Source organism: Rhodobacter sp. SY28-1 (genome assembly GCF_005222785.1).
In the GTDB taxonomy this organism is placed as follows: domain Bacteria; phylum Pseudomonadota; class Alphaproteobacteria; order Rhodobacterales; family Rhodobacteraceae; genus Tabrizicola.
The window spans coordinates 1,478,166-1,499,545 of record NZ_STGH01000001.1 but is presented as its reverse complement, the minus strand read 5'-3'; the positions used below and the strand labels follow the sequence as shown (position 1 = coordinate 1,499,545).

Sequence of the window (21,380 nt, the reverse complement as noted above, 5' to 3'; positions counted from 1 at the left end):
GACATGAGCCCGCGCGACGAAATTCCGAATCTCCGCGGCCTTGACGGCGAAGGCTCCGTCCAGGTCGCACTCGACCCCGCCGTCAAGATCGAAGGCGCGAAGGTCTTCTCGGTCTACGGCAAGGGCGGGATCGGCAAATCCACCACCTCGTCGAACCTCTCCGCCGCCTTCTCGATGATGGGCAAGCGCGTCCTGCAAATCGGCTGCGACCCGAAGCATGACTCGACCTTCACCCTCACGGGCCGCCTGCAACCCACCGTGATCGACATCCTCAAGGAGGTCGACTTCCACTCCGAAGAACTCCGCCCCGAGGATTACGTCGCCACCGGCTTCAACGGCGTGAAATGCGTCGAGGCTGGCGGGCCGCCAGCGGGAACAGGCTGCGGCGGCTATGTCGTCGGCCAGACCGTCAAGCTGTTGAAACAGCACCACCTGCTTGAGGACACCGACGTCGTGATCTTCGACGTCCTCGGCGACGTGGTCTGCGGCGGCTTCGCGGCCCCACTGCAGCACGCCGACCGCGCCGTCATCGTCACCGCCAATGACTTCGACTCGATCTACGCGATGAACCGCATCATCGCCGCCGTGCAGGCCAAGTCCGGCAACTACAAGGTCCGCCTTGCCGGCTGCGTCGCCAACCGCTCCCGCGAGACGGATGAGATCGACCGCTACTGCGCCCGCGTCGGCTTCAACCGCCTTGCCCATATGCCCGACATCGACGCCATCCGCCGCTCGCGCCTGAAAAAGAAGACCCTCTTCGAGATGGATGACGAGCAGGACATTGTCACCGCCCGCGCCGAATACCTGCGCCTGGCCGACACGCTCTGGAAGTCCGTCAACGGCGAAGGCTCCTCGCCCGAACCGCTCCCTGACCGCGAAATCTTCGAACTTCTGGGATTTGATTGATGCCTGCCTACGGCGAAACCCGCGACCGGGTCGAAACCTACTTCGACCGCACCGCGACCCAGACGTGGGAGCGGCTGACTTCGCATGAGAAGGTGAGCCGCATCCGCGAAACCGTCCGCAAGGGCCGGGACCGGATGCGTGCCCTGATGCTGTCGCGCCTGCCCGAAGACCTGCGCGGCGCGCGGGTCCTTGACGCTGGCTGCGGGACCGGCGCGATGGCCACCGAGCTTGCCCAGCGCGGCGCACAGGTCACCGCCGTCGACATCTCGCCCCAGCTCATAGACATCGCCAAGCGCCGCCTGCACCCCGCCCTGACGGATCAAGTCGACTTCCACGCAGGCGACATGTCCGACCCCGCTTTGGGCCGCTTCGACTTCACCCTGGCGATGGACAGCCTGATCTACTACCGCGACGCCGACATCGGCCGCGTCATCGGCAACCTGTCGCAACGCACCGCCCAGGCCATCGTCTTCACCGTCGCCCCGCGCACCACCCTCCTCATGGCGATGTGGCACGCGGGCAAACTCTTCCCGCGCTCCGACCGCTCGCCCACCATGGTCCCGCACGACGCCGCGCGGCTGGCCAAACACTGCCCCGGCCGGCTGACCAGGATCGACCGCGTCACCTCGGGCTTCTACATCTCGGAATGTCTGGAGCATCAATCATGATCCTCCGCCGCAAAGACGTCGCCAAACTGGGTGCAAGCTGGATGCCCTTCGCCGACGCGGCCTCGGCCGACCTGCCCATGGGCCAGCTCTGGCGGCTCGCGCTCTTCCAGGTCTCCGTCGGCATGGCGCAGGTCCTGCTCCTTGGCACACTCAACCGCGTGATGATCGTCGAACTGTCGGTCCCCGCGATGATCGTCGCCCTGATGATCTCGATCCCGGTCCTTGTCGCCCCGTTCCGGGCGCTCCTCGGCCACCGCTCCGACACCTACCGCTCCGCCCTCGGCTGGAAGCGCATCCCCTATCTCTGGTTCGGCTCGCTCTGGCAGATGGGCGGCCTCGCTGTCATGCCCTTCGCGCTCATCGTCCTCTCGGGCGACCAATACAAAGGCCCCGCCTGGGCCGGTGAAGTCCTTGCGGCGCTTGCCTTCCTGATGGCGGGCCTTGGCATGCACATGGTGCAGACCGCAGGCCTCGCCCTCGCCGCCGACCGCGCAACCGAAGAAACCCGCCCGCGCGTCGTCGCCATGCTCTACATCCTCTACCTCGTCGGCATGGGCATCTCGGCCCTGATCGTGGGCTTCCTTCTGCGCAACTACGACCCGATCTGGCTGGTGCAGGTGGTGCAGGGCTGCGGCGCGGCCACCCTGATCCTGAACATCATCGCCTTCTGGAAGCAGGAGCGCGTCCGCCCGATGTCCAAGGCCGAACGTGAGGCCCCCCGCCCCTCGTTTTCCGGCGCCTGGAAGGAACTGATGCAACAGGACGGTGCCCGTCGCCTCCTCGTGGTCGTCTTCCTCGGCACGCTGGCCTTCAACATGCAGGACGTGCTTCTGGAACCCTATGGCGGCCAGGTGCTTGGCCTCTCCGTGTCGGCCACCACGGTCCTAACCGCGCTCTGGGCGCTTGGGGCTCTGGCAGGCTTTCTCTGGGCCACCCGCCGCCTTGGCCTCGGGGCCGACCCGTACCGGCAGGCAGCCACCGGCCTTCTGATCGGCGTCGCTGCCTTCTCGGCCGTGATCTTCGCCAGCCCCTTGGCCAGTTGGCCCCTGTTCTACATGGGCGCCTTCGCCATCGGCCTCGGAAACGGCATCTTCGGCCTCTCGACCCTCAACGCCGCCATGGCCCGCACCCAGGGCACGCTTGGCGCAGGCCTGATCCTTGGCGCCTGGGGCTCGGCCCAGGCCACGGCCGCGGGCCTTGCCATCCTTGCCGGGGGCACGATCCGTGACCTCGTCGGCCACATCGTCGATGCCGGGCTCCTTGGCCCGCTGCACGACATCAGCTTGGGTTACACCGTGGTATACCACGTTGAAATCGCACTTCTCTTCCTCACTCTCGCCGCACTTGGCCCCCTGGTCCGGATCGGCGTTCCCAAATCCAAACCGGACCAAGGCCAGCCAGGCTTGCGGCTGACCGAATTCCCAACCTGACAACGGAGGACCTCTGAATGGTTGGTGTCACTTTCTTCGGAAACTTCGACCTCGCGTCGCTCTCGATCTGGCTCTTCTGGGGCTTCTTCGCGCTGCTGATCTACTATCTCCAGACCGAGAACATGCGCGAAGGCTTCCCCTTCGAGAACGAGGACGGCTCGCAGGCCTCGAACCAGGCGATCTATCCGCTGCCGAAGCCCAAGACCTTCCTCCTGCCGATGGGCAAGGGAACCGTTACCGTGCCCTCGGCCGAGAACGAGGCCGCGCATCGCCGCACCGACCTCGCGCTGGTGCCGTCCGGATCGGAAGGCTTCCCGCTGGTGCCCACCGGCAACCCGATGCTTGACGGCGTCGGTCCCGCCTCCTGGGTCCCGCGTCGGGATGAGCCCGAGGTCGACGCCCACGGCCATGCCAAGATCCAGCCGATGGCCAAGATCGCAGGCATGGAAGTCAGCGCCGGTCGCGACCCGCGCGGTCTGCCGGTGCAGGCCGGGGACCTGGAAGTCGTCGGCCGCATCAAGGAGATGTGGGTCGACGTGCCGGAACAGCTGGTCCGTTACCTTGAAATCGACCTGAACTCCGGCTCGTCGCGGCTTGTCCCGATGACCATGTGCAAGATCTGGGCTGACCGCGTCCGGATCAACGCCCTGACCTCGGACCTCTTCGACGCGATCCCCGCGACGAAAAGCCTGACGAGCGTGACCAAGCTCGAAGAAGAAAAGATCTCCGCCTATGTCGCCTCTGGCTGGATGTACGCCAAGGGCCGCAAGCGCGGGTTCTGACGCATAAGGGAAGCGGCGTGCGCCCGCGCCGCTTCGTCTTACCCTGAACGACGAAAGGGTCTGCCATGTCAGACCATGACAAAGACTTCGACTTCGAACCGCAACCCGGCCTCCCGAAACCCCTGCCCCCCGGAGAAGACCTGCTCTGGCAAGGCTCCCCCGATCCCGCCGCTCTCGCGCGTGAAGCGTTCAAGGCGAACTGGGTCTTCGGCTACCTTCTGGTCCTCGCCGTCTGGCGGGCCTCCGTGGCCTTTTCGGCGGGCGGCTTCGGCCAGTCCGTGGCGGTCTTCATCCCCTACGTCGTGATTGCCCTTGCCGCCTATGCGCTGATCCGGCTTCTCGCCCGCACCGTGGCGCGCGCCGCGATCTACTCGATCACCACGAACCGGGTGATCCTGCGCATCGGGGCCGCGCTCCAGGTCACCTGGACCGTGCCCTTCACCAAGATCGCCGCCGCCACGCTGTCCACCCGCCCGATGACCGGCACCGGCACGATTGCGCTGGAACTGGTGGACGGCCAGCACATCTCCTACCTCGCGCTCTGGCCGCATCTGCGGCCCGGCTTTGCGAAGAAGGTCCAGCCCGCCTTCCGCTGCATCCCCGATGCCGCCCAGGTCGCCCGGATCCTGTCGGACGCCGCCCAGACCCGCGTGAACGAACCCGTCGTCACCTTCACGGCCCCCGCGGCCGTCCCGGCGGAGTGACGGCCATGTCCTACCTCAAGGCCCTCGCCGACCGCCCCAGCCCTGAACGCGAGATGATCCCGCGGACGCTCCTCTGGGCGATGCTCGCGCTCGCCCTCTCGGCGCTTGCGATCACCAGCTTCGCCGTCCTCACCGACCGCCCCCCGACCGGCACTCCGGCCCCGGGCAAGGTCGTGGCCGAGCGCGAACTCATCCTGGAGGGCCGGTCGGCCCAGGCCGTCACCGTCTATGCGGCCGACGGCACCCTCATCGCCGAGATGGACCACGGCGGCTTTGTCACCGTGATCCAGAACGCCATCCAGCGCGCCCGCACTGTCGCGCGCGTCCAGGGCAATCCGCCCATCAAGATCGTCCAGTATGACAACGGCCGCCTCGTGGCCGAAGACCCTGCCTCGGGGGCGTCGATCGAACTCTACGCCTTCGGGAACGACAACAAAGCTGCCGTAGAGCGGCTCCTCGATCAACAATAAGGGAACGAAATCATGGGTATCTTCACCAAAGCGAAGGAAACCGTGCCCTGCACGGTCGAAGTCAGCCACCGCTTCGAAAGCCTGCACGCCCACGTCCGCTTTGACAACGGCGCGGTCGTGCATCCCGGCGACGAAGTCCTCGTCCACGGCGCGCCGATCATGGCCGCCTACGGCGAAGTCATCGTCGAACGCCGCAACGCCACCATCACCCGCGCCACCCCGATCGAGCGCTGGTGGACCCGCGCCACGGGCGACCTTGGCTTCATGGAACTGTGCGAATTCTCGTTCTCAGAGGAGTTGCTGGCATGAAAGACGTGACCCACGACACCACGCATGGCGAACTCCACTCCGAACTCGCGGGCAAATTCGACACCACCGCGATGGCCACGGAAACCACGCTTCTGAACCCGCGCTTCTACACCACCGACTTCGACGAAATGGACAAGATCGACGTGACCCCCGTCCGCAAGGAATGGGACGCGCTTCTCGCTCAGATGAAGTCCGACCCGAACAAGGGCCATTTCAAGAAGACCGAAGCCTGGGATGACGTCGACTGGGAAGGCATGGACCCCGCCCTCCGCGCCGAGTTCATCGACTTCCTGGTCTCCTCCTGCACCGCCGAATTCTCCGGCTGCGTGCTGTACAAAGAGATGAAGCGCCGCGGCACAAACGCCGACATCTGCGAGCTGTTCAACTACATGGCCCGCGATGAAGCCCGCCACGCCGGCTTCATCAACGACGCGCTCCGCGAGGCTGGCGTTGCCGTGAACCTCGGCTTCCTGACCAAGGCCAAGAAGTACACCTACTTCCGGCCGAAGTTCATCTACTACGCCACCTACCTGTCGGAAAAGATCGGCTACGCCCGCTACATCACGATCTTCCGGCACCTCGAGGCGCACCCCGAACACCGCTTTCACCCGATCTTCAAGTGGTTCCGCGAATGGTGCAACGACGAGTTCAGCCACGGCGAGGCCTTCGCGCTCCTCATGCGGACCGACCCGAAGCTGACCCAAAGCTGGAACAACAAGCTCTGGATCAAGTTCTTCCTCGTCGCCGTCTATTCGACGATGTGGGTCCGCGACCACGCCCGCAAGGACTTCCACAACGCCCTCGGCGTCGACATCGACTGGTACGACCAGGAGGTGTTCCGCAAGACCTCGACCATCGCGAAACAGGTCTTCCCGATGGAGATCGACATCGACCACCCGGCCTGGATTCCGTCGCTGAACCGGATGAACGCCGCGATGCTCGACATGGAACGCGGAAAGCGGAAGGGGGGCCTGATGGGCCGCCTGCAGCATGCCACAGCCTCGGCCCGCGCAATGACGGCCTTCGCGCGGATGTATCTGATTCCGGTCAAACGCAGCACTCCGCCCCTCTCGGTGCGGCTGGAGCCGTCGTATTGACCGCACACCATCATACCGTCGCTTCGGCGGCAGGTAGGATGCGGGATGGGCGCGTCCCGGCATCCTGTGCGGCATCCCTTCGGGGGTGCCGCACATGACTAATCCATGGATCATCGCCCTCTCGGCCATCTTCCTCTGGTGGGCCTCCACGGGGCTGATCCTCTGGCGCGTCCGCAAGGCCGATCTGGGCGGACCGGATGACCACCTCTGGTCCGTCCTCCTCGGGCTGCCGCTCCTCGTCGGCGGTGCCATCGGCGCGCATACCTCGGTCAGCCACCTGACTGTGGGCTCGGTCTATACCGGCTTCCTCTCTGCTCTGGCCTTCTGGGGCTGGATCGAGCTTGCCTTCCTGTCGGGCATCGTCACCGGCCCGCACCGTGAACCCTGCCCGCCAGACGCGCGGTTGCCCGAACGCATCTGGCGCGCCGTGGGGTCGATCCTCTGGCACGAATTCGCGTTGATCGCGGGCCTGCTCGCCATTACCCATCTCACGCTGAATGCCCCGAACCCCTTCGCGGCTCTGACCTTCGCCACGCTCTTCTTCGCCCGCGTCTCGGCCAAGCTGAACCTTTTCCTCGGCGCCCCGCGCATCAATACCGAATTCCTCCCCCGCCCGCTGGCCCATATCGCGAGCCACTTCCGCAGGGCGCGCGCCACGGCCCTTCTGCCCCTCTCCATTGCCGCCCTCGCGCTCGCCACCGGCTGGTGGGCCGCCCAGGCCGCCAATTCGGCCGAGGATGCCAGCTTCATCGGCTACCTCCTGCTCGCCGTTCTCACCGCCCTCGCCCTGATCGAGCACCTCTTCATGGTCGTGCCGGTCCCTGACCATAAACTCTGGCACTGGATGCTTCCCGAAGCCCCCACTGCCCAATCCTCCAAACAAGACACCTGACAGGAAGCACGCCATGGACTTCGCCACCTACTTCCAGGACCGCCTCACCGCCCTCAAGTCCGAGGGCAACTACCGCGTCTTCGCGGATCTGGAGAAACGCTGCGGCAGCTTCCCCAAGGCCGAACGCCACCGCGCTGACGGGACCAAGGAAGAGGTGACGATCTGGTGCTCGAACGACTACCTCGGCATGGGTCAACACCCCGAGGTTGTCGCCGCGATGGTGGACGCCGTGCAGACCTGTGGCACCGGCGCAGGCGGCACCCGTAACATCTCGGGTACCAACCACCATCATGTCATGCTGGAACGCGAACTGGCCGACCTGCACGGCAAGGAAGGCGCTTTGCTGTTCACCAGCGGCTACGTCTCGAACTGGGCCGCACTTTCCACTCTCGGATCACAGATCCCGAACGCTGTGATCCTGTCGGACGAAAAGAACCACGCCTCGATGATCGAAGGCATCCGCCATTCCCGCGCCGACAAGGTGTTGTGGAAGCACAACGACTGGCGCGACCTTGACCGCAAGCTGCACGCCGTCGGCGACCGTCCGAAGATCGTGGCCTTCGAATCCGTCTACTCAATGGACGGCGACATCGCCCCGATCCGCGAAATCGTCGAGGTCTGCGAAGCCCACGGCGCGCTGTCCTACATCGACGAGGTCCACGCCGTCGGCATGTACGGCCCCCGCGGCGGTGGCGTGTCGGAAGAGCGCGGCCTCGCCCATCGGATCGACGTGATCGAGGGCACCCTCGGCAAAGCCTTCGGCGTCGTCGGCGGCTACATCACCGCCAAGGCCGAGCTGATCGACTTCGTCCGTAGCTTCGCCAGCGGCTTCATCTTCACCACCGCCCTGCCGCCCGCCTGCGCCGCGGCCGCAGCCTCCTCGATCCGCCACCTCAAGGCCTCGACCGAAGAACGCGCACGCCAGAAGGCCAATGTGGCCCGCGTCCGCGCCCAACTTGACGCCCACGGCATCCCGCACATGCCGAACGAAAGCCACATCATCCCGGTGATGATCGGCGACCCGGTGAAGTGCCGGATGATCTCGGACATGCTGATGGCCGACTGGGGCATCTACGTCCAGCCGATCAACTACCCGACCGTGCCGAAGGGCACCGAACGGCTCCGCATCACCCCCGGCCCGCTCCACTCGGCCGAGGACATCGCCCATCTCATCACCGCCCTCTCCTCCCTTTGGAGCCGCTGCGCCATCGCCCACGCCGTGGCCTGACCAAATCGCGCCGATGTGTGCGATAGCCCCTTGCCTTTTCATCAGGGCGGATCATCTCGTATGGCCGCCAACATCGGGAGGACACCCATGAAGCTGAAACTCACCGCAATCCTTGCCCTTCTCGCCGGCCCCGCGCTGGCGCAGGAAGTGCCCACCGGCGATGCCGCTGCCGGGGAAAAGGTCTTCGCCAAGTGCCAGACCTGCCACATCGTCGCCAACGAAGCGGGCGAGGTCCTGGCTGGCAAGGGCTCCAAGACCGGCCCGAACCTCTTCGGCCTGCCCGGCCGCGTCGCGGGCACCTACCCCGAGTTCAAATATGGTGAGTCCATCGTCGCGCTCGGCGCTTCGGGCTTTGCCTGGAACGAGGCCGACTTCGTCGCTTACGTCGCCGATCCGGCCAAGTTCCTGAAGGACAAGACCGGCGACAAGGCCGCCAAGTCGAAGATGAGCTTCAAGCTCCCGAAGGAAGAAGACGCCAAGAACGTCTACGCCTTCATCGCCTCGCTGTCACCCGCTCCGGCCGCAACAGACGCCGCAGCCGAGCCTGCCTCGAACTGAGGCGTCGGTGGCCTGCCGCTCCCCAGACGGCAGGCCACACATCACCAGTGCCCGGTCGAGGCCATGCTGGCCCAGGGCTCTGCCGGCGCTTTCGCCGCCCCCTTCTGCAACAACTCGATCGACACATTGTCCGGGCTGCGCACGAACGCCATCCGCCCATCCCGCGGCGGCCGGTTGATCAGCACCCCATGCGCCTGCAGATGCGCGCAGGTCGCATAGATGTCGTCCACCTCATAGGCCAGGTGCCCGAAGTGCCGGCTGTCCGACGGCAGCCCGGTATCGCCATCCCAGTTGTAGGTCAGCTCCACCGGGCAATCCTCCTGCCCGGGAGGCGCCATGAACACCAGCGTGAACCGCCCCTGCTCGCTCTCATGCCGCCGCGTCTCCTTCAGGCCCAACAGCCTGTAGAACGCCATCGACTTCTCCAGATCCTTCACGCGCACCATCGTGTGCAGATACTTGATGCCCATCTCAGCCTCCATCTTTCATTCATCTAGCGGTATCACACCGATCAACCGCAAGCTATAGTAACACCCGACTCGAACCACAGGACGCCGCCCATGCCGCTGACCCCCGACCAACTGGCCGAAATCGAGGCCGCCCGGGCCACCCCCCACCCCACCCTTCGCGCCGTATCGGAAGGGATGGAGGCGCATCTCTACCGCGCCCACCCCGTCCTTGACCACGGCTTCATCCGCGTCATCGACTACATGGGCGACGACAGCGCCATCGTCCAGGCCGCCCGCGTGTCATATGGGGCGGGCACCAAGCACGTCCAGAACGACGAGGGCCTGATCCGCTACCTGATGCGCCATTGGCACTCCACCCCGTTCGAGATGTGCGAGATCAAGCTCCACGTCAAACTCCCCGTCTTCGTCGCCCGCCAGTGGATCCGCCACCGCACCGCCAACGTCAACGAATACTCCGCCCGCTACTCGATCCTCGACCGGGAGTTCTACATCCCCGCCCCCGACCAGCTCGCCGCCCAGTCCACCGTCAACAACCAGGGCCGGGGCGAGGTCCTGACCGGCGAGGAAGCCGCCCGCGTCCTCGAATTGCTGAAGAGCGACGCCAACCGCGCCTATGACCATTACGAGGCGATGCTGTCCCAGGACGGCCAGCAGGGCCTCGCGCGAGAGCTTGCCCGCATGAACCTCCCCGCCAACATCTACACCCAGTGGTACTGGAAGGTCGACCTGCACAACCTCTTCCACTTCCTCCGTCTGAGGGCCGACCCCCACGCCCAATACGAAATCCGCGTCTATGCCGAAGCGATTGCGGCCACCGTGAAGGACTGGGTCCCGCTGGCCTACGGGGCCTTCGAGGACTACCGGATGGGGGGAGTGACGCTCTCCTCCAAGGCGATTGCGGTCCTGAAGCGTCGCTTGGCTGGAGAGACGGTCACGCAAGAGGCCTCCGGCATGTCGAAGGGCGAGTGGCGGGAGTTTGTGGAGGTTTGGGGGTGAGGGTATTTTTCGACTATTTTCTTATTGAGCTGCTCCCATTCTGGCAAAATCTCTTCTCATTGATCGCCTCAATATCGTGGCCGCTTGCGCTAATCTTGGTGGCTCGCATTTTCCGCCCTTTGATTTCTCACATTTTCGCAGATAGAGGCATTTCATTTGAAGGATTTGGCGCGCAAATCCGCATAGATGAGCGCAAGATTGCTCAGACGGAAGGCGGCACTATCCCAGAGAATACCCTTTCGAGCACGAAGTTTACTCTACCACGAACGGCAGCAATCGCCGAGCAAGAGAAGGTGCTGAGGGCGGCAATAGAACAATTGCCCAAGGGGGACGTCCTCGACATCACGATAAATGCCCTTGCAATAGAACAACTAGAAAAAGGCTATGCACTTGCTTATGCGGATATATTCGGAAGTCAGATATTGCTTCTTCAGAAGATCAATGAACGTGGCGGGCAAGTTAGTAAATCAGATGGAGAGGAATTCTTCTCTGAAGTAAAGTCCAGATTTTCAGAGCTTTCAGACTGGGATTTTGAAAAGTACACAAACTTTCTTGTTCAAAGAAATCTCTTACGCGTAGATTCTTCAGTGGAGTTGACGCCTCTTGGTAAGGATTTCATCCACTTCATTGTGAGATATGGACTCAGAACCGACAAGGCTTTTTAGCAAGTGTAGGTCGGGGTTTACCCCGACTCTCTACCCGACTCCTGATGGCGGGGCACGCCCCGACCTACCACACCGCCCCGCCCGCATCGCGGTGCCATGACGAAAACGGCCACTCTCGCGGATGCCCGACCAACCCGTGCTTCACCGGGTTGGTCCAGCAATACCGCACATGCACCTCGAAATCCCGGTCATCTCGGATGTGATGCTCCCAAAACCGCTTCTGCCAGATGGGCGCTTCCCCCCGTAGGTCGGGGTTCACCCCGACTCTTTCTTCATACGCCCCACCATGGCGCACACGCCCACCGTTTGCGCCGTATCCGTTCCTTGGGATGGGAGTCGGGGTGAACCCCGACCTACGGACGTCGCGCGTGAACTGCGCCTTGATCGCCGCCATCCGCACTGAATAATCCGCATCCCCCTCCGGCAACGTCCAAACGCAATGCATATGATCCGGCAACACCACCCACGCATCAACCCGGAACGGCCGCTTCGCTTTTGTCACCGCCACCGCCTGCCGCAACACCTCGACATGCCGGACAAGCGTATCCGCCCCCCGGTCCACCAGATTGACCGTGAAGAAGACGCAAGCGCCGGGAACCCTGGGACGGAGATACGCGGACATGGTCGCATGATTGTGCCTTTTCGGTTAACCTCGGGTTACCCGAACCCACGAGGCCACCATGGCGGACTTCACCAAAGCTGTCGTGTCGCTGCCGGGCCACGAGCGCAAGGCGCGCACACCCTTTGGTGCCGAGGTCCACATCCACGCGACAGCAGCCGAGACCAATGGCGCCTTCGGCATGTGGGAAACCTTCACGCCGCCCGGACAGGGACCGGCCCCACACACCCATACCCGGGAAACCGAGGTCTTCCGCGTGGTGCGTGGCACCTATCTTTTCCGCTGCGGCGATGACGAATTCGTCGCAACTCCCGGTGCCGTCGTGACCCTTCCGCCCCATGTGCAGCATGGCTGGCGCAATATCGGCGAAGAACCGGGCCAGATGTTCGCCATTGTGACCCCGGGCGGTTGCGAGGGTCTGTTTCGGGACATCGAAGCAAGCGGGGCCGACACGCCGGAGAAGATTGCGAAAATCGAAGCGCGGTATGGCATCTTCAACGATCTGACCGAGGCTCTGGGCCTGAACCCCGAGAAGCGATCGTAGGTTGCGTGCTCGCACGCACGGCTTTCACCGCAGGATTGCTGCGTGAATTCAATCCCCCTACCCCTCGCCCCATCCCGCCCTACCTCCTGCCAAAGGAGCCCGCCCATGACCCTCACCCTCTACGCCGCCACCGCCGCCGTCTTCCTGATCCTCGACGCGATCATGCTGACCCTGGTGATGAAGCCCCTCTTCACCCGCTACATCGGCCCGCTTCTGGCCGAGCCGATCCGCATCGCCCCCGCCGCCCTTTTCTACCTCGCCTATGTGGGCGGCCTTGTGTACCTCGTCTCCCTCCCCGCCCTGAAAACCGGCGCGCCCGTCATCCTCCCCGCCCTAATCATCGGCCTCATGGCCTATGGCACTTACGAGTTCACCTCCTGGGCCGTGATGAAGGACTGGCACTGGACCATGGTGGTCACCGACACCACCTGGGGCGGCATCCTCACCGCCTTTTCCGCCTGGGCCGGGGTGACCATCACCCGGATGATCCACGGCTAAGCCCCTTTGCGGCCCCCGCCGGGATATGTTACCAACCGGTAAACGCCCACAGGCAAGCGACTGAAACCAAACGATATTCGAAATCCGTCCAGCGTGGACAAGGAGAGCGCATGATCCTCTACGGCATCCCCACCTGCGACACCTGCAAGAAGGCCCTCAAGACCCTTCAGCAGGCCGGCAAGGACGTCACCTTCCGCGACATCCGGGCCACCCCGCTGACGCAAGCAGAGGTCGACCGCATCGTGCAGGAATTCGGATCAAGGGCGGTGAACCAGCAGTCCACCACCTACCGCAGCTTCAATGATTTCCTGAAGGCTTCGGACCCCGAGGCGCAGATCATGGCGCAGCCGACCGTCATGAAACGGCCGGTCATCCAGGACGGGGATCGCTGGTTCCTGGGCTGGGACAGCGCGACCGAAGCCGCGCTGACCAGTTAAAGCAGGCGCAGGTCGCCGGCCGACTGCTTGCCGTCGCGGCCCGACTGCAGTTCGTAGCCGATCTTCTGGTTGTCGCTGAGCCCCTTCAGCCCCGCACGCTCCACCGCCGAGATGTGCACGAACACGTCCTTGCCGCCATCGTCCGGCGCGATGAAGCCATAGCCCTTGGTCGAATTGAACCACTTCACGGTGCCTGTCGGCATTCCGCTTCTCCTCTCAGAACCCCCTGCGGCGCCATTACCGCAAGCCGTGCCACCAGGTCTTCCAGGGCTTCGTTCCGAGAGCCGGTCAGGAAATCTGTCGTCACTAAGGCGATGATGCCAAGGATTCGCCGAAAATCAAGCCGCAAGGCGAGTTGGCTCAACCCCAAGCGCACGATCCGCCGAAAGAGGCCCCGCCCCTTTGCACAATAAAACGGCCAACACGACCAACCACAGCGCCCGCTGGTCCAGGATCAGCGCGTCCGAGGCCCGGTCGAACCAGGCTCCGGCTGCCGCCCCGTGTCCGTAGATGTCGGTCAGGCTCTGGAGCAGCACGAACCCCATCATTCCAGCCGCAGCCAACCGCGTCAGAAGGCCGAGCACGATCAGCAGGGGCAGGACCAACTCGGCCCAGGACCCGACCAGAACGACTGGGCGCTGCCACAGGCCCAGTTGCCCCACATCATAGCCGACGGCCTCGAAGGCCTTCGGGAAGATCTGGGCGAAAGCCCCGGTAGACGGGCTGAACGGCCCGTCCAGCTTGGTCAGGGCCGAGGCCCAGAAATAGCCCAGCAGGACAGCCGCAAACACCAGCCGCGCCAATGTCGGCAGAACCCAGTCGCCCTGCCGGGAGGCAAATGCCCCCACTTCCCGATAGAGACCCAGCAGCCAGTTCATTCCTCAACCCCCGTGATTGCCTGGCCCGCGATCATCACGCCCAGAACCGCCGCCAGGTCCAGCTCCGGCCCGGACAGGTCCACGCAGTCCCCCAGGGTCCGACCCTCGATCAACCCGGCCACAAAGGCCCCGCCACCTGCGGGCAGGACCTGGGGCCTTGGATCGAACTCTGGCCGCAGGATCAGGGCATCTTCGGCAACGGCCTTGGGCGCAGGTCCGCCCTCGTGGTTCGCGGCCCAGATCGACACCACCGGCCAGCGCGACCGCACCACCCGCAGCGAGGGGGCCAGGCGCAGGCGCAAACCCGCGATATCCGCGCCAACCAGCCGCTGGAACTCGGCCTCGGGCAGCGGCCGACTGTCCGATGCGTGATAGCTTTCCCGCACGGCCTGATCCAGCCGTGCCACGTCGGGCAGATAGCCCAGTTGCGCCACCGGTTGGAACCGCGCCAGAAACGCGGGCATCTCTGCCCCATACAGCATCAGCATCCGCGACCTCGGCGGATGGGCCCGCAGGAACTCACCCGCCAGCGCCGCAAAGAAGGCCTCACCCACCAGCTTGCGCACGGTCGGGAAGGACGCCTCTAGCGCGCGGGTCAAAGACAGCGCGACATTGTTGCGGTAGACGGCGAACCGCCGGGGTGCGGCCAGCCCATCCGGGCCGACAATGCCCGCCGGAACCGGGGCCGCGGGGTCCAGCAGGGCGGCGGCGAAGTCTGACTGGTTCATGTCACCGGCTCCAGCACGGCAGCCGCGCGTGCGGCCTCGGCCATCAGGACCGGCCAGTCCGGCACGTCATTGTCCCATTCGATCAGCGTGGGCTTTGGCCCCGCGCACCCGATCACCCGGGCGTACAGCGCCCAGACCGGGTCCACCACCTCGGCCCCATGGCTGTCGATCAGCAGCCTGCGCCCGTGGTCATCGCGGTCCTCGTCATGGCCGCCCAGATGCACTTCGCCCACCAGATGCAGCGGGAAGTCGTCCAGATACCCCACCGGGTCATAATTCTGATTGGTGCCCGAGACATAGACGTTGTTCACATCCAGAAGCAGGCCGCAGCCGGTCCGGCGCGCGATCTCGGTCAGGAACTCGACCTCGCCCATCGCGGTCTCGGCAAAGGCGATGTAGGTTGAGGGATTCTCCAGCAACATCCGGCGACCCAGCACGTCCTGCACCTCGTCGATGTGATCTGCGACGCGGGCCAAGGTTGCCGCCGTGTAGGGCAGCGGCAGAAGATCGTTCAGAAACGCCCCGTCATGCGTCGACCAGGCCAGATGTTCGGAAAAGCTGGCCGGGTTCAGCCAGCCGCACAGCGCCTTCAGCCGTTGCAGATGCTCGGCATCCAGCCGCCCCTCTCCGCCGATCGACAACCCGACACCATGCACCGAAATCGGAAACCGCTCTGCCAGATGGCGCAGCTGCGCCAAAGGCCGGCCGCCCGCCCCCATGTAGTTCTCGGCATGGATTTCCAGCCAGCCGACAGGGCCCGCATCGGCCAGGATCGCGCTGAAATGCTGCGGCTTGTAGCCGACGCCCGGACGGGCAGGCAGGCCGAAGGTCTGGTCAAGCATCGGGTCCCCCATGGAAAACGCCCCGGCCGGAAAGACCGGGGCAAACGGCATCAGGCGGCGGGCAGGTCACGCTCCAGCGCGGTCAGCGAGCCCTTACGCATCATCCCGTCACCACCGGCAGGCAGTTCCATGGTTTCGCAGGTGCCAGCCGGGACCAGCTTCCAGGCGTTGCCCTGATAGTCGACCTTCGAGGTCCCGGCGCAGGTGGTGCCTTCACCCGCCGCGCAGTCGTTCTGACCGGCCAGCGCCACGCCAAAGCACTTTTCGTTTTCCTGGGCCGAGGCCATCCCGGCAACGCCGGACAGGGCAGCGGCAAGGGCGCCAGCGATGGCAAGCGATTTCGATTGATAAGACATGTGAGCAGATCCCTTGAGTTGGTCGTCGCAACCGTTGCGACTGCTCAAGGGTTAGGGGATAGCTACGCTCACAAGCGACCCACGGGGCCGTGAACCACAGCTTCGTGACAGGATGTCGCAGGCGCAGAAATGCAGAAAGCCCCGACGCCGGGCTCGGGACTTTCATTAAATATCAATCGGCTATGCTCAGCTGTTCGCGGGAGGCAGGGCCTCGAACCCGAAGGTGGCAACGGCCTGATCGAGGGTAATCGTTTCAGTCCGCGTCTCGCCCAACCGGCGAACTGAAACAGTTCTCGCCTCGACCTCCTGCATCCCGATGGCCAGGATCACGGGAACTTTGCCGACGGAATGCTCGCGGACCTTGTAGTTGATCTTCTCGTTCCGGACATCTGCCTCCGCCCGAACCCTTGCCTTGCGCAAGGAAGCCACGACCTCATGCACAAACGGGTCCGCATCCGACACGATGGAGGCCACCACCACCTGCCGCGGGGCCAACCAGAAGGGCAGCTTCCCGGCATAGTTCTCCAGAAGAATGCCAATGAACCGCTCGAACGACCCCAGCACCGCGCGGTGCAGCATGACGGCGCGGTGCTTGGCCCCGTCCTCGCCCACATATTCCGCGTCCAGCCGAACCGGCAGGTTGAAGTCCGCCTGGAAGGTGCCGCACTGCCATTCGCGCCCGATGGCGTCGGTCAGCTTGAAGTCGAGCTTCGGCCCGTAGAACGCCCCGTCGCCCGGGTTGATCTCGTAGGGCAGACCCAGCCCTTCGATGGCTTTCTGCAGCGCGTTCTCCGCCTTGTCCCAGATTTCATCACTTCCGACCCGCACCTCGGGCCGCGTCGACAGCTTGATGTCGAACTTGTCGAAGCCGAGGTCGCGATAGACCGAGGACAAGAGCGAGATGAACCCCGCGCATTCCTGTTCGATCTGGTCTTCCGTGCAGAAGATATGCGCATCGTCCTGCGTGAAGCCGCGCACCCGCATCAACCCGTGCATGGACCCCGAGCTTTCATACCGATGGCACGACCCGAACTCCGCCAGCCGCAAGGGCAGGTCGCGGTAGGATTTCAGGCCCTGATTGAACACCTGCACATGGCAGGGGCAGTTCATCGGCTTCAGCGCGTTGATCCGCTTTTCCTTGGCACCCTCTTCGTCGACCTCCACGATGAACATGTTCTCGCGGTAGGCCTCCCAATGGCCCGACTTCTCCCACAAGACGCGGTCCACGACCTGCGGCGTCCTGATTTCCTTGTAGCCCGCCTGACGCAGACGGCCGCGCATGTAATCCTCAAGCTGACGATAGATCGTCCAGCCGTTCGGATGCCAGAACACCATCCCCGGCGCTTCTTCCTGCAGATGGAACAGCTCCATCTCGCGTCCCAGCTTCCGGTGGTCGCGCTTGGCGGCCTCCTCCAGCATCGTCAGATGCGCCTTCAGGTCATCGCGATTCTTGAACGCCACGCCGTAGATGCGCTGCAGCATCGGGCGGCTCGCGTCACCCAGCCAATAGGCCCCCGCCACATGCGTCAGCTTGAACGCGTCCGCCGGGACCTGCCCGGTGTGCTGCAGATGCGGCCCCCGGCACAGGTCCTGCCAGTTGCCATGCCAGTACATCCGCAGGTCCTCGCCCTCGGGGATGCGGTCGATCAGCTCCAGCTTGAAGGGCTCGCCCCGGCCCCGGTAGTACTCCACCGCCCGAGCCCGTTCCCAGACTTCCGTCCGCACCGGGTCCCGCGCGTTGATGATCTGCTTCATCTGCGCCTCGATGGCCCCAAGATCCTCGGGCGTGAACGGCTCCTCCCGGTCGAAATCGTAGAACCAGCCCTGATCCCGGACCGGCCCGATCGTCACCTTCACGTCCGGCCAGATCTCCTGCACCGCCCGCGCCATGATATGCGCCAGGTCATGCCGGATCAGCTCCAGCGCCGCCGCATCGTCCTTCAACGTGTTCAGCGAGATTGTCGCGTCCGACGTGATCGGCCACTGCAGATCCCAATGCTTGCCGTTCACCTGCGCCGAGATCGACGCCTTGGCCAGCGAGGGCGCAATGGACGCCGCCACCTCGGCAGGCGTCACGCCCGCGTCATAGACACGCGTGTTGCCGTCGGGAAATGTCAGGGAAATCTGGGCCATCGGCCGTCTCCTCGTCAGTTTGGCGCCTACGAAACGCCCGGTTGCGGGTTATGTCGGGCCGCTTGATGCCCCCGCGCGGCCCCCAAGTCAAGCCATGCGCGGTTCTTCGCCCGTGGGTTGCGACCACCCTGCCGAAACCGCCCTCCGCTTGCTATCTTCTTGGACATGACAACCTTCCTCACCACCCCGCAGGGCCGCCACATCGCCTACCACCAGACCCAGGGCAAAGGGCCGGGCGTGGTCTTTCTGGGCGGCTTCCGGTCTGATATGACCGGCACCAAGGCGCTTGCCCTGCAGGCCTGGGCCGAGGCGACGGGTCGCGCCTTCCTGCGTTTCGACTATTCCGGCCACGGGGCATCCCACGGTTCCTTCGTCGACGGCGCCATCACCGACTGGCGCGAGGATGCCGCCGCCGTCATCGACGTCCTGACCGAAGGCCCGCAGATCCTCGTCGGCTCCTCGATGGGCGGCTGGATTGCGCTGCTCCTCGCCCGCGACATTCCGCACCGGGTTGCTGGCTTTGTCGGCATCGCCGCCGCCCCCGACTTCACCGAACGGATGTGGGAGGCCGAGTTCACCCTCGCCGAACGCACCACCCTCTTGGAGGAAGGCGTCTTCCTCCGCCCCTCGGACTATTCCGACGACCCCTACCCGATCACCCTGCGGCTGATCGAGGATGGCAGGCAGAATCTGGTGATGAACGGTCCGCTGCACCTGCCCATGCCCGTGCGCCTGTTGCAGGGCAGCGCCGATACCGATGTGCCGCCGACCGTCGCCATCTCGCTTTTCCACCAGATCGCCAGCCCAGACCTGCGGCTGACCCTGGTCAAGGACGCAGACCACCGCTTCTCGACGCTTTCCTGCCTGTCGATGATTACCGAAGCGGTCGAGGACGTGACCCGTTCGCGTGAGGCTTTGCCCTTCGACGAAAGCCCGGACTTGAAGGTATCGAACATCCGCTGATGTGATCTTTTCGCCGATCCGGGGAAAGACGGCCGAAAACTGGATTTGAATCCAGAGCCTTGTGGGTTACGCTTCAAAAAAGACCAAGAACAGCCGCTTGCAGAAACCCTGCGTTGAAGGCCCGCGCCGTGAACATGCTTGTCCTGCGAAACCCGACTCCGCCCGAACCCCTGGTGCTGATCCCCGGCTTCATGGCCGATGCCCGCAGCTTCATGCCGCAACTGGCGCGGTTCGGGGCTGACCGCTCGGTTATCCTGCTTACCCCGGGTCTGGGCGATTCCATCGAGAAGATCACCGCCGAGGTTGCGCCGCACCTGCCGCCCCACTTTGCGCTGATTGCGCACGGCCTTGGCGGCAACATCGCGATCGAGATCCTGCGCAAGCGGCCCGAGGCGGTGACCCGCATCGCCCTTATCTCCACCGACCCGCTGCCCGACACGCCCCAGGTCGCGGTGGACCGCGAAGCCATGCTGATTGCCGCCAAGACCGGCCATCTTCGGGCCTGCATGGAGCAAATGCTGCCGCTGACCGCGCTGCACGACGCCCCCTGGCGGGATGAGGTCATGGCGCTGGCCATGGACATGGCTGAAAACCTCGGGCCCATCCAGTTCCAGCGCCACCTTCGCGTGCTGCAACGCCGTCCGGATCAGCAGAAAACCCTGCGCAAGGTCCATGTGCCCACGATGATTATCGCAGGTGAAAGCGACACCTTGGTCCCCCGCCGCCGGGCCGAGTTCCTTGCCGCTATGATGCCGCAGGGCTGTCTGGAAATCATCGCCGAAGCGGGCCACCTGCCCCAGCTTGAACAGCCCGAAGCGGTGACAAAGGTCTTGGAAACCTTCCTCGCAGGCCGCCTGCCGACGCTGATGCTCAAATAGCGCTACTGCGCCGAAGCCAGCGCGATCTTCGCCTTGGTCTTGCCCGCCGCGCGGTCGATGAAGTTCAGCACCAAGGGGCGGATGTTCAACCGCCAGCTCTTCCCGGCAAAGATGCCATAATGGCCCGCGCCGGGTTCCAGATGCTGGCCCTTCTTGTCATCCGACAGCCCGGTCAGCAAGTTCAGGGCCGCAACGCACTGGCCCGGGGCCGAGATGTCGTCGTTCGCGCCCTCGACCGTCATCACCGACACCTTGGTGATCGCGCCCATGTCAACCTTGCGGCCCGCCACCATGAACTCGTTCTTCGCGATCTCGCGGTTCTTGAAGACGCGTTCCACCGTGGACAGGTAGAACTCGGCCGTCATGTCCATGACCGCCAGATATTCGTCGTAGAATCGGTTGTGAGCGTCGTGGTCGGCCGACTCTCCGCGCGAGGCACGGAAGATCTGCTCGACAAAGGCCTTGCCGTGCCGTTCCGCGTTCATCGTCATGAAGCTTTGCAGCTGCAACAGCCCCGGATAGACCAGCCGCCCCGCACCTTTGTATTTGAACCCGACGCGCTGGATCGCGATGTGCTCCAGCTGCCCCATCGTCACCCGGCGACCAAAGTCCGTTACTTCGGTCGCGGCGGCATCGGGATCGACCGGTCCGCCGATCAGCACCAGCGACTTCGGCTGCGCATCCGGGTCTTCCGCCGCCAGATAGGCTGTCGCCGCAAGGGTCAGCGGTGCGGGCTGGCAGATCGCGATCACATGGGTGTCCGGCCCCATGAATTTCATGAACTCGGCCAGGTACAGCGTGTAATCCTCGACGTCGAACTTGCCCGCCGATACCGGAATGTCACGGGCATTGTGCCAGTCCGTCACGAAAACATCGGCATCCGGCAGCAGGCTGGCCACGGTAGAGCGCAGGAGCGTCGCATAATGCCCCGACATCGGCGCGACCAGCAGCACCTTGCGCGCCATCGGCGACCGGCGACGGACGTAAAACTGCACCAGATCGCCGAAAGGCTTTTCCACCACCGGCTTCACGTCCACCAGATGGTCCTGCCCGTCCGGCCCCACAATCGACCGGATGCCCCAATCGGGCTTGGCGACCATGCGGCTGAAGGTCCGTTCCGTCACCTCGCCCCAGGCGGCCATCAGCGGCAGCATCGGGTTCATCGACATTGCAAACGCCGGGTAGCTGGCAAAAGCCCTGGCAGATGCCCCCAACCACTCATTCGTGTTACGGGCGCTTTCCATCAGGTCATAGGTGTACATATACTTCATCACGTCTCCTTGCCCCCGGCGGGCGTATGTCGCATGGCGGGGCGCAAGGCGCACCGTT

At 64.4% G+C, this 21,380-nt stretch carries 27 protein-coding genes; 18 read left to right on the top strand and 9 right to left on the bottom strand.

The genetic code is table 11. From position 1 onward, the window contains the following. Positions 1–3 precede the first annotated feature (3 nt). From bchL to E8M84_RS07395, 11 genes are all read left to right on the top strand, one after another. On the top strand, positions 4–906 hold the full coding sequence (gene bchL, locus E8M84_RS07445; RefSeq protein WP_137110497.1) for a ferredoxin:protochlorophyllide reductase (ATP-dependent) iron-sulfur ATP-binding protein: 903 nt from the start codon (positions 4–6) through the stop codon (positions 904–906). After that, positions 906–1,574: a magnesium protoporphyrin IX methyltransferase gene (gene bchM, locus E8M84_RS07440; protein WP_137110496.1), complete on the top strand. Its 669-nt coding sequence runs from the start codon at positions 906–908 to the stop codon at positions 1,572–1,574. Before bchL ends, bchM begins: the two co-directional genes overlap by 1 nt. Beyond that, positions 1,571–3,004 (top strand): PucC family protein, encoded by a 1,434-nt coding sequence (locus E8M84_RS07435; protein WP_137110495.1) that lies wholly within the window; start codon positions 1,571–1,573, stop codon positions 3,002–3,004. Before bchM ends, E8M84_RS07435 begins: the two co-directional genes overlap by 4 nt. A 17-nt stretch (positions 3,005–3,021) precedes the next feature. Next, on the top strand, positions 3,022–3,786 hold the full coding sequence (puhA, locus tag E8M84_RS07430; protein WP_137110494.1) for a photosynthetic reaction center subunit H: 765 nt from the start codon (positions 3,022–3,024) through the stop codon (positions 3,784–3,786). Between the two features lie 65 nt (positions 3,787–3,851). Beyond that, entirely contained in the window at positions 3,852–4,490 is a 639-nt protein-coding gene (gene puhB, locus E8M84_RS07425) for a photosynthetic complex putative assembly protein PuhB (protein ID WP_137110493.1), read from the top strand. Positions 4,491–4,495: 5 nt separating this feature from the next. Continuing rightward, on the top strand, positions 4,496–4,960 hold the full coding sequence (gene puhC, locus E8M84_RS07420) for a photosynthetic complex assembly protein PuhC (RefSeq protein WP_137110492.1): 465 nt from the start codon (positions 4,496–4,498) through the stop codon (positions 4,958–4,960). 12 nt (positions 4,961–4,972) lie between these two features. Then, a complete protein-coding gene (locus tag E8M84_RS07415; protein WP_137110491.1) occupies positions 4,973–5,269 on the top strand; it encodes a hypothetical protein in 297 nt (98 codons plus the stop codon). Further along, entirely contained in the window at positions 5,266–6,366 is a 1,101-nt protein-coding gene (acsF, locus tag E8M84_RS07410; protein WP_137110490.1) for a magnesium-protoporphyrin IX monomethyl ester (oxidative) cyclase, read from the top strand. Before E8M84_RS07415 ends, acsF begins: the two co-directional genes overlap by 4 nt. Positions 6,367–6,460: 94 nt before the next feature. Then, the gene (gene puhE / locus E8M84_RS07405) at positions 6,461–7,258 is read left to right on the top strand and encodes a putative photosynthetic complex assembly protein PuhE (protein WP_137110489.1); all 798 of its coding nucleotides are present in this window, start codon (positions 6,461–6,463) and stop codon (positions 7,256–7,258) included. 13 nt (positions 7,259–7,271) lie between these two features. Beyond that, entirely contained in the window at positions 7,272–8,486 is a 1,215-nt protein-coding gene (gene hemA / locus E8M84_RS07400; RefSeq protein WP_137110488.1) for a 5-aminolevulinate synthase, read from the top strand. A gap of 87 nt (positions 8,487–8,573) precedes the next feature. Continuing rightward, the gene (locus tag E8M84_RS07395) at positions 8,574–9,044 is read left to right on the top strand and encodes a cytochrome c family protein (RefSeq protein WP_137110487.1); all 471 of its coding nucleotides are present in this window, start codon (positions 8,574–8,576) and stop codon (positions 9,042–9,044) included. 41 nt (positions 9,045–9,085) lie between these two features. On the opposite strand, the gene E8M84_RS07390 is transcribed toward E8M84_RS07395, so the two are convergent. Then, positions 9,086–9,514, bottom strand: coding sequence for a VOC family protein (locus tag E8M84_RS07390; RefSeq protein ID WP_137110486.1), 429 nt, complete (start codon positions 9,512–9,514; stop codon positions 9,086–9,088). Positions 9,515–9,604: 90 nt separating this feature from the next. Between E8M84_RS07390 and thyX the strand changes: the two genes are divergently transcribed. After that, positions 9,605–10,510, top strand: coding sequence for an FAD-dependent thymidylate synthase (gene thyX, locus E8M84_RS07385; RefSeq protein ID WP_137110485.1), 906 nt, complete (start codon positions 9,605–9,607; stop codon positions 10,508–10,510). Further along, positions 10,507–11,175, top strand: coding sequence for a hypothetical protein (locus tag E8M84_RS07380; RefSeq protein ID WP_137110484.1), 669 nt, complete (start codon positions 10,507–10,509; stop codon positions 11,173–11,175). The genes thyX and E8M84_RS07380 overlap by 4 nt, the downstream gene beginning before the upstream one ends. Positions 11,176–11,239: 64 nt before the next feature. Here the strand turns inward: E8M84_RS07380 and E8M84_RS07375 are convergent, their stop codons facing one another. Next, positions 11,240–11,797, bottom strand: a complete 558-nt coding sequence (locus E8M84_RS07375) for a transposase (protein ID WP_137110483.1) — start codon at positions 11,795–11,797, stop codon at positions 11,240–11,242. A gap of 58 nt (positions 11,798–11,855) precedes the next feature. Between E8M84_RS07375 and E8M84_RS07370 the strand changes: the two genes are divergently transcribed. The 3 genes from E8M84_RS07370 to E8M84_RS07360 all read left to right on the top strand — a co-directional run bounded on the left by E8M84_RS07370 (position 11,856) and on the right by E8M84_RS07360 (position 13,273). Then, complete coding sequence (locus E8M84_RS07370) at positions 11,856–12,338, top strand: cupin domain-containing protein (protein WP_137110482.1); 483 nt, start codon at positions 11,856–11,858, stop codon at positions 12,336–12,338. Positions 12,339–12,443: 105 nt separating this feature from the next. Further along, the gene (locus tag E8M84_RS07365; protein WP_137110481.1) at positions 12,444–12,836 is read left to right on the top strand and encodes a DUF2177 family protein; all 393 of its coding nucleotides are present in this window, start codon (positions 12,444–12,446) and stop codon (positions 12,834–12,836) included. A gap of 110 nt (positions 12,837–12,946) precedes the next feature. After that, positions 12,947–13,273, top strand: coding sequence for an arsenate reductase family protein (locus E8M84_RS07360; RefSeq protein ID WP_137110480.1), 327 nt, complete (start codon positions 12,947–12,949; stop codon positions 13,271–13,273). On the opposite strand, the gene E8M84_RS07355 is transcribed toward E8M84_RS07360, so the two are convergent. The 6 genes from E8M84_RS07355 to thrS all read right to left on the bottom strand — a co-directional run bounded on the left by E8M84_RS07355 (position 13,270) and on the right by thrS (position 18,210). After that, positions 13,270–13,476 (bottom strand): cold-shock protein, encoded by a 207-nt coding sequence (locus E8M84_RS07355; protein ID WP_128514143.1) that lies wholly within the window; start codon positions 13,474–13,476, stop codon positions 13,270–13,272. The two genes, E8M84_RS07360 and E8M84_RS07355, sit on opposite strands and share 4 nt — an antisense overlap. A gap of 135 nt (positions 13,477–13,611) precedes the next feature. Further along, complete coding sequence (locus E8M84_RS07350; protein ID WP_137110479.1) at positions 13,612–14,151, bottom strand: DoxX family membrane protein; 540 nt, start codon at positions 14,149–14,151, stop codon at positions 13,612–13,614. Further along, positions 14,148–14,879 (bottom strand): DNA-binding domain-containing protein, encoded by a 732-nt coding sequence (locus E8M84_RS07345; protein WP_137110478.1) that lies wholly within the window; start codon positions 14,877–14,879, stop codon positions 14,148–14,150. Before E8M84_RS07345 ends, E8M84_RS07350 begins: the two co-directional genes overlap by 4 nt. Then, on the bottom strand, positions 14,876–15,721 hold the full coding sequence (locus tag E8M84_RS07340; RefSeq protein ID WP_137110859.1) for a DUF692 domain-containing protein: 846 nt from the start codon (positions 15,719–15,721) through the stop codon (positions 14,876–14,878). Before E8M84_RS07340 ends, E8M84_RS07345 begins: the two co-directional genes overlap by 4 nt. A 50-nt stretch (positions 15,722–15,771) precedes the next feature. Further along, positions 15,772–16,077: a DUF2282 domain-containing protein gene (locus tag E8M84_RS07335; RefSeq protein WP_137110477.1), complete on the bottom strand. Its 306-nt coding sequence runs from the start codon at positions 16,075–16,077 to the stop codon at positions 15,772–15,774. A 186-nt stretch (positions 16,078–16,263) separates the two neighbouring features. Then, positions 16,264–18,210, bottom strand: coding sequence for a threonine--tRNA ligase (gene thrS / locus E8M84_RS07330; protein ID WP_137110476.1), 1,947 nt, complete (start codon positions 18,208–18,210; stop codon positions 16,264–16,266). Between the two features lie 165 nt (positions 18,211–18,375). Here thrS and E8M84_RS07325 point away from each other — a divergent pair, with 165 nt between their 5' ends. Further along, on the top strand, positions 18,376–19,173 hold the full coding sequence (locus E8M84_RS07325; RefSeq protein ID WP_137110475.1) for an alpha/beta fold hydrolase: 798 nt from the start codon (positions 18,376–18,378) through the stop codon (positions 19,171–19,173). Between the two features lie 134 nt (positions 19,174–19,307). After that, on the top strand, positions 19,308–20,051 hold the full coding sequence (locus E8M84_RS07320; RefSeq protein ID WP_137110474.1) for an alpha/beta fold hydrolase: 744 nt from the start codon (positions 19,308–19,310) through the stop codon (positions 20,049–20,051). A 2-nt stretch (positions 20,052–20,053) separates the two neighbouring features. Here E8M84_RS07320 and phaZ read toward each other — a convergent pair whose 3' ends face one another. After that, positions 20,054–21,322 carry a polyhydroxyalkanoate depolymerase gene (phaZ, locus tag E8M84_RS07315; RefSeq protein WP_137110473.1) on the bottom strand — a complete coding sequence of 423 codons (1,269 nt, stop codon included), beginning with the start codon at positions 21,320–21,322 and terminating at the stop codon, positions 20,054–20,056. Positions 21,323–21,380 lie beyond the last annotated feature (58 nt).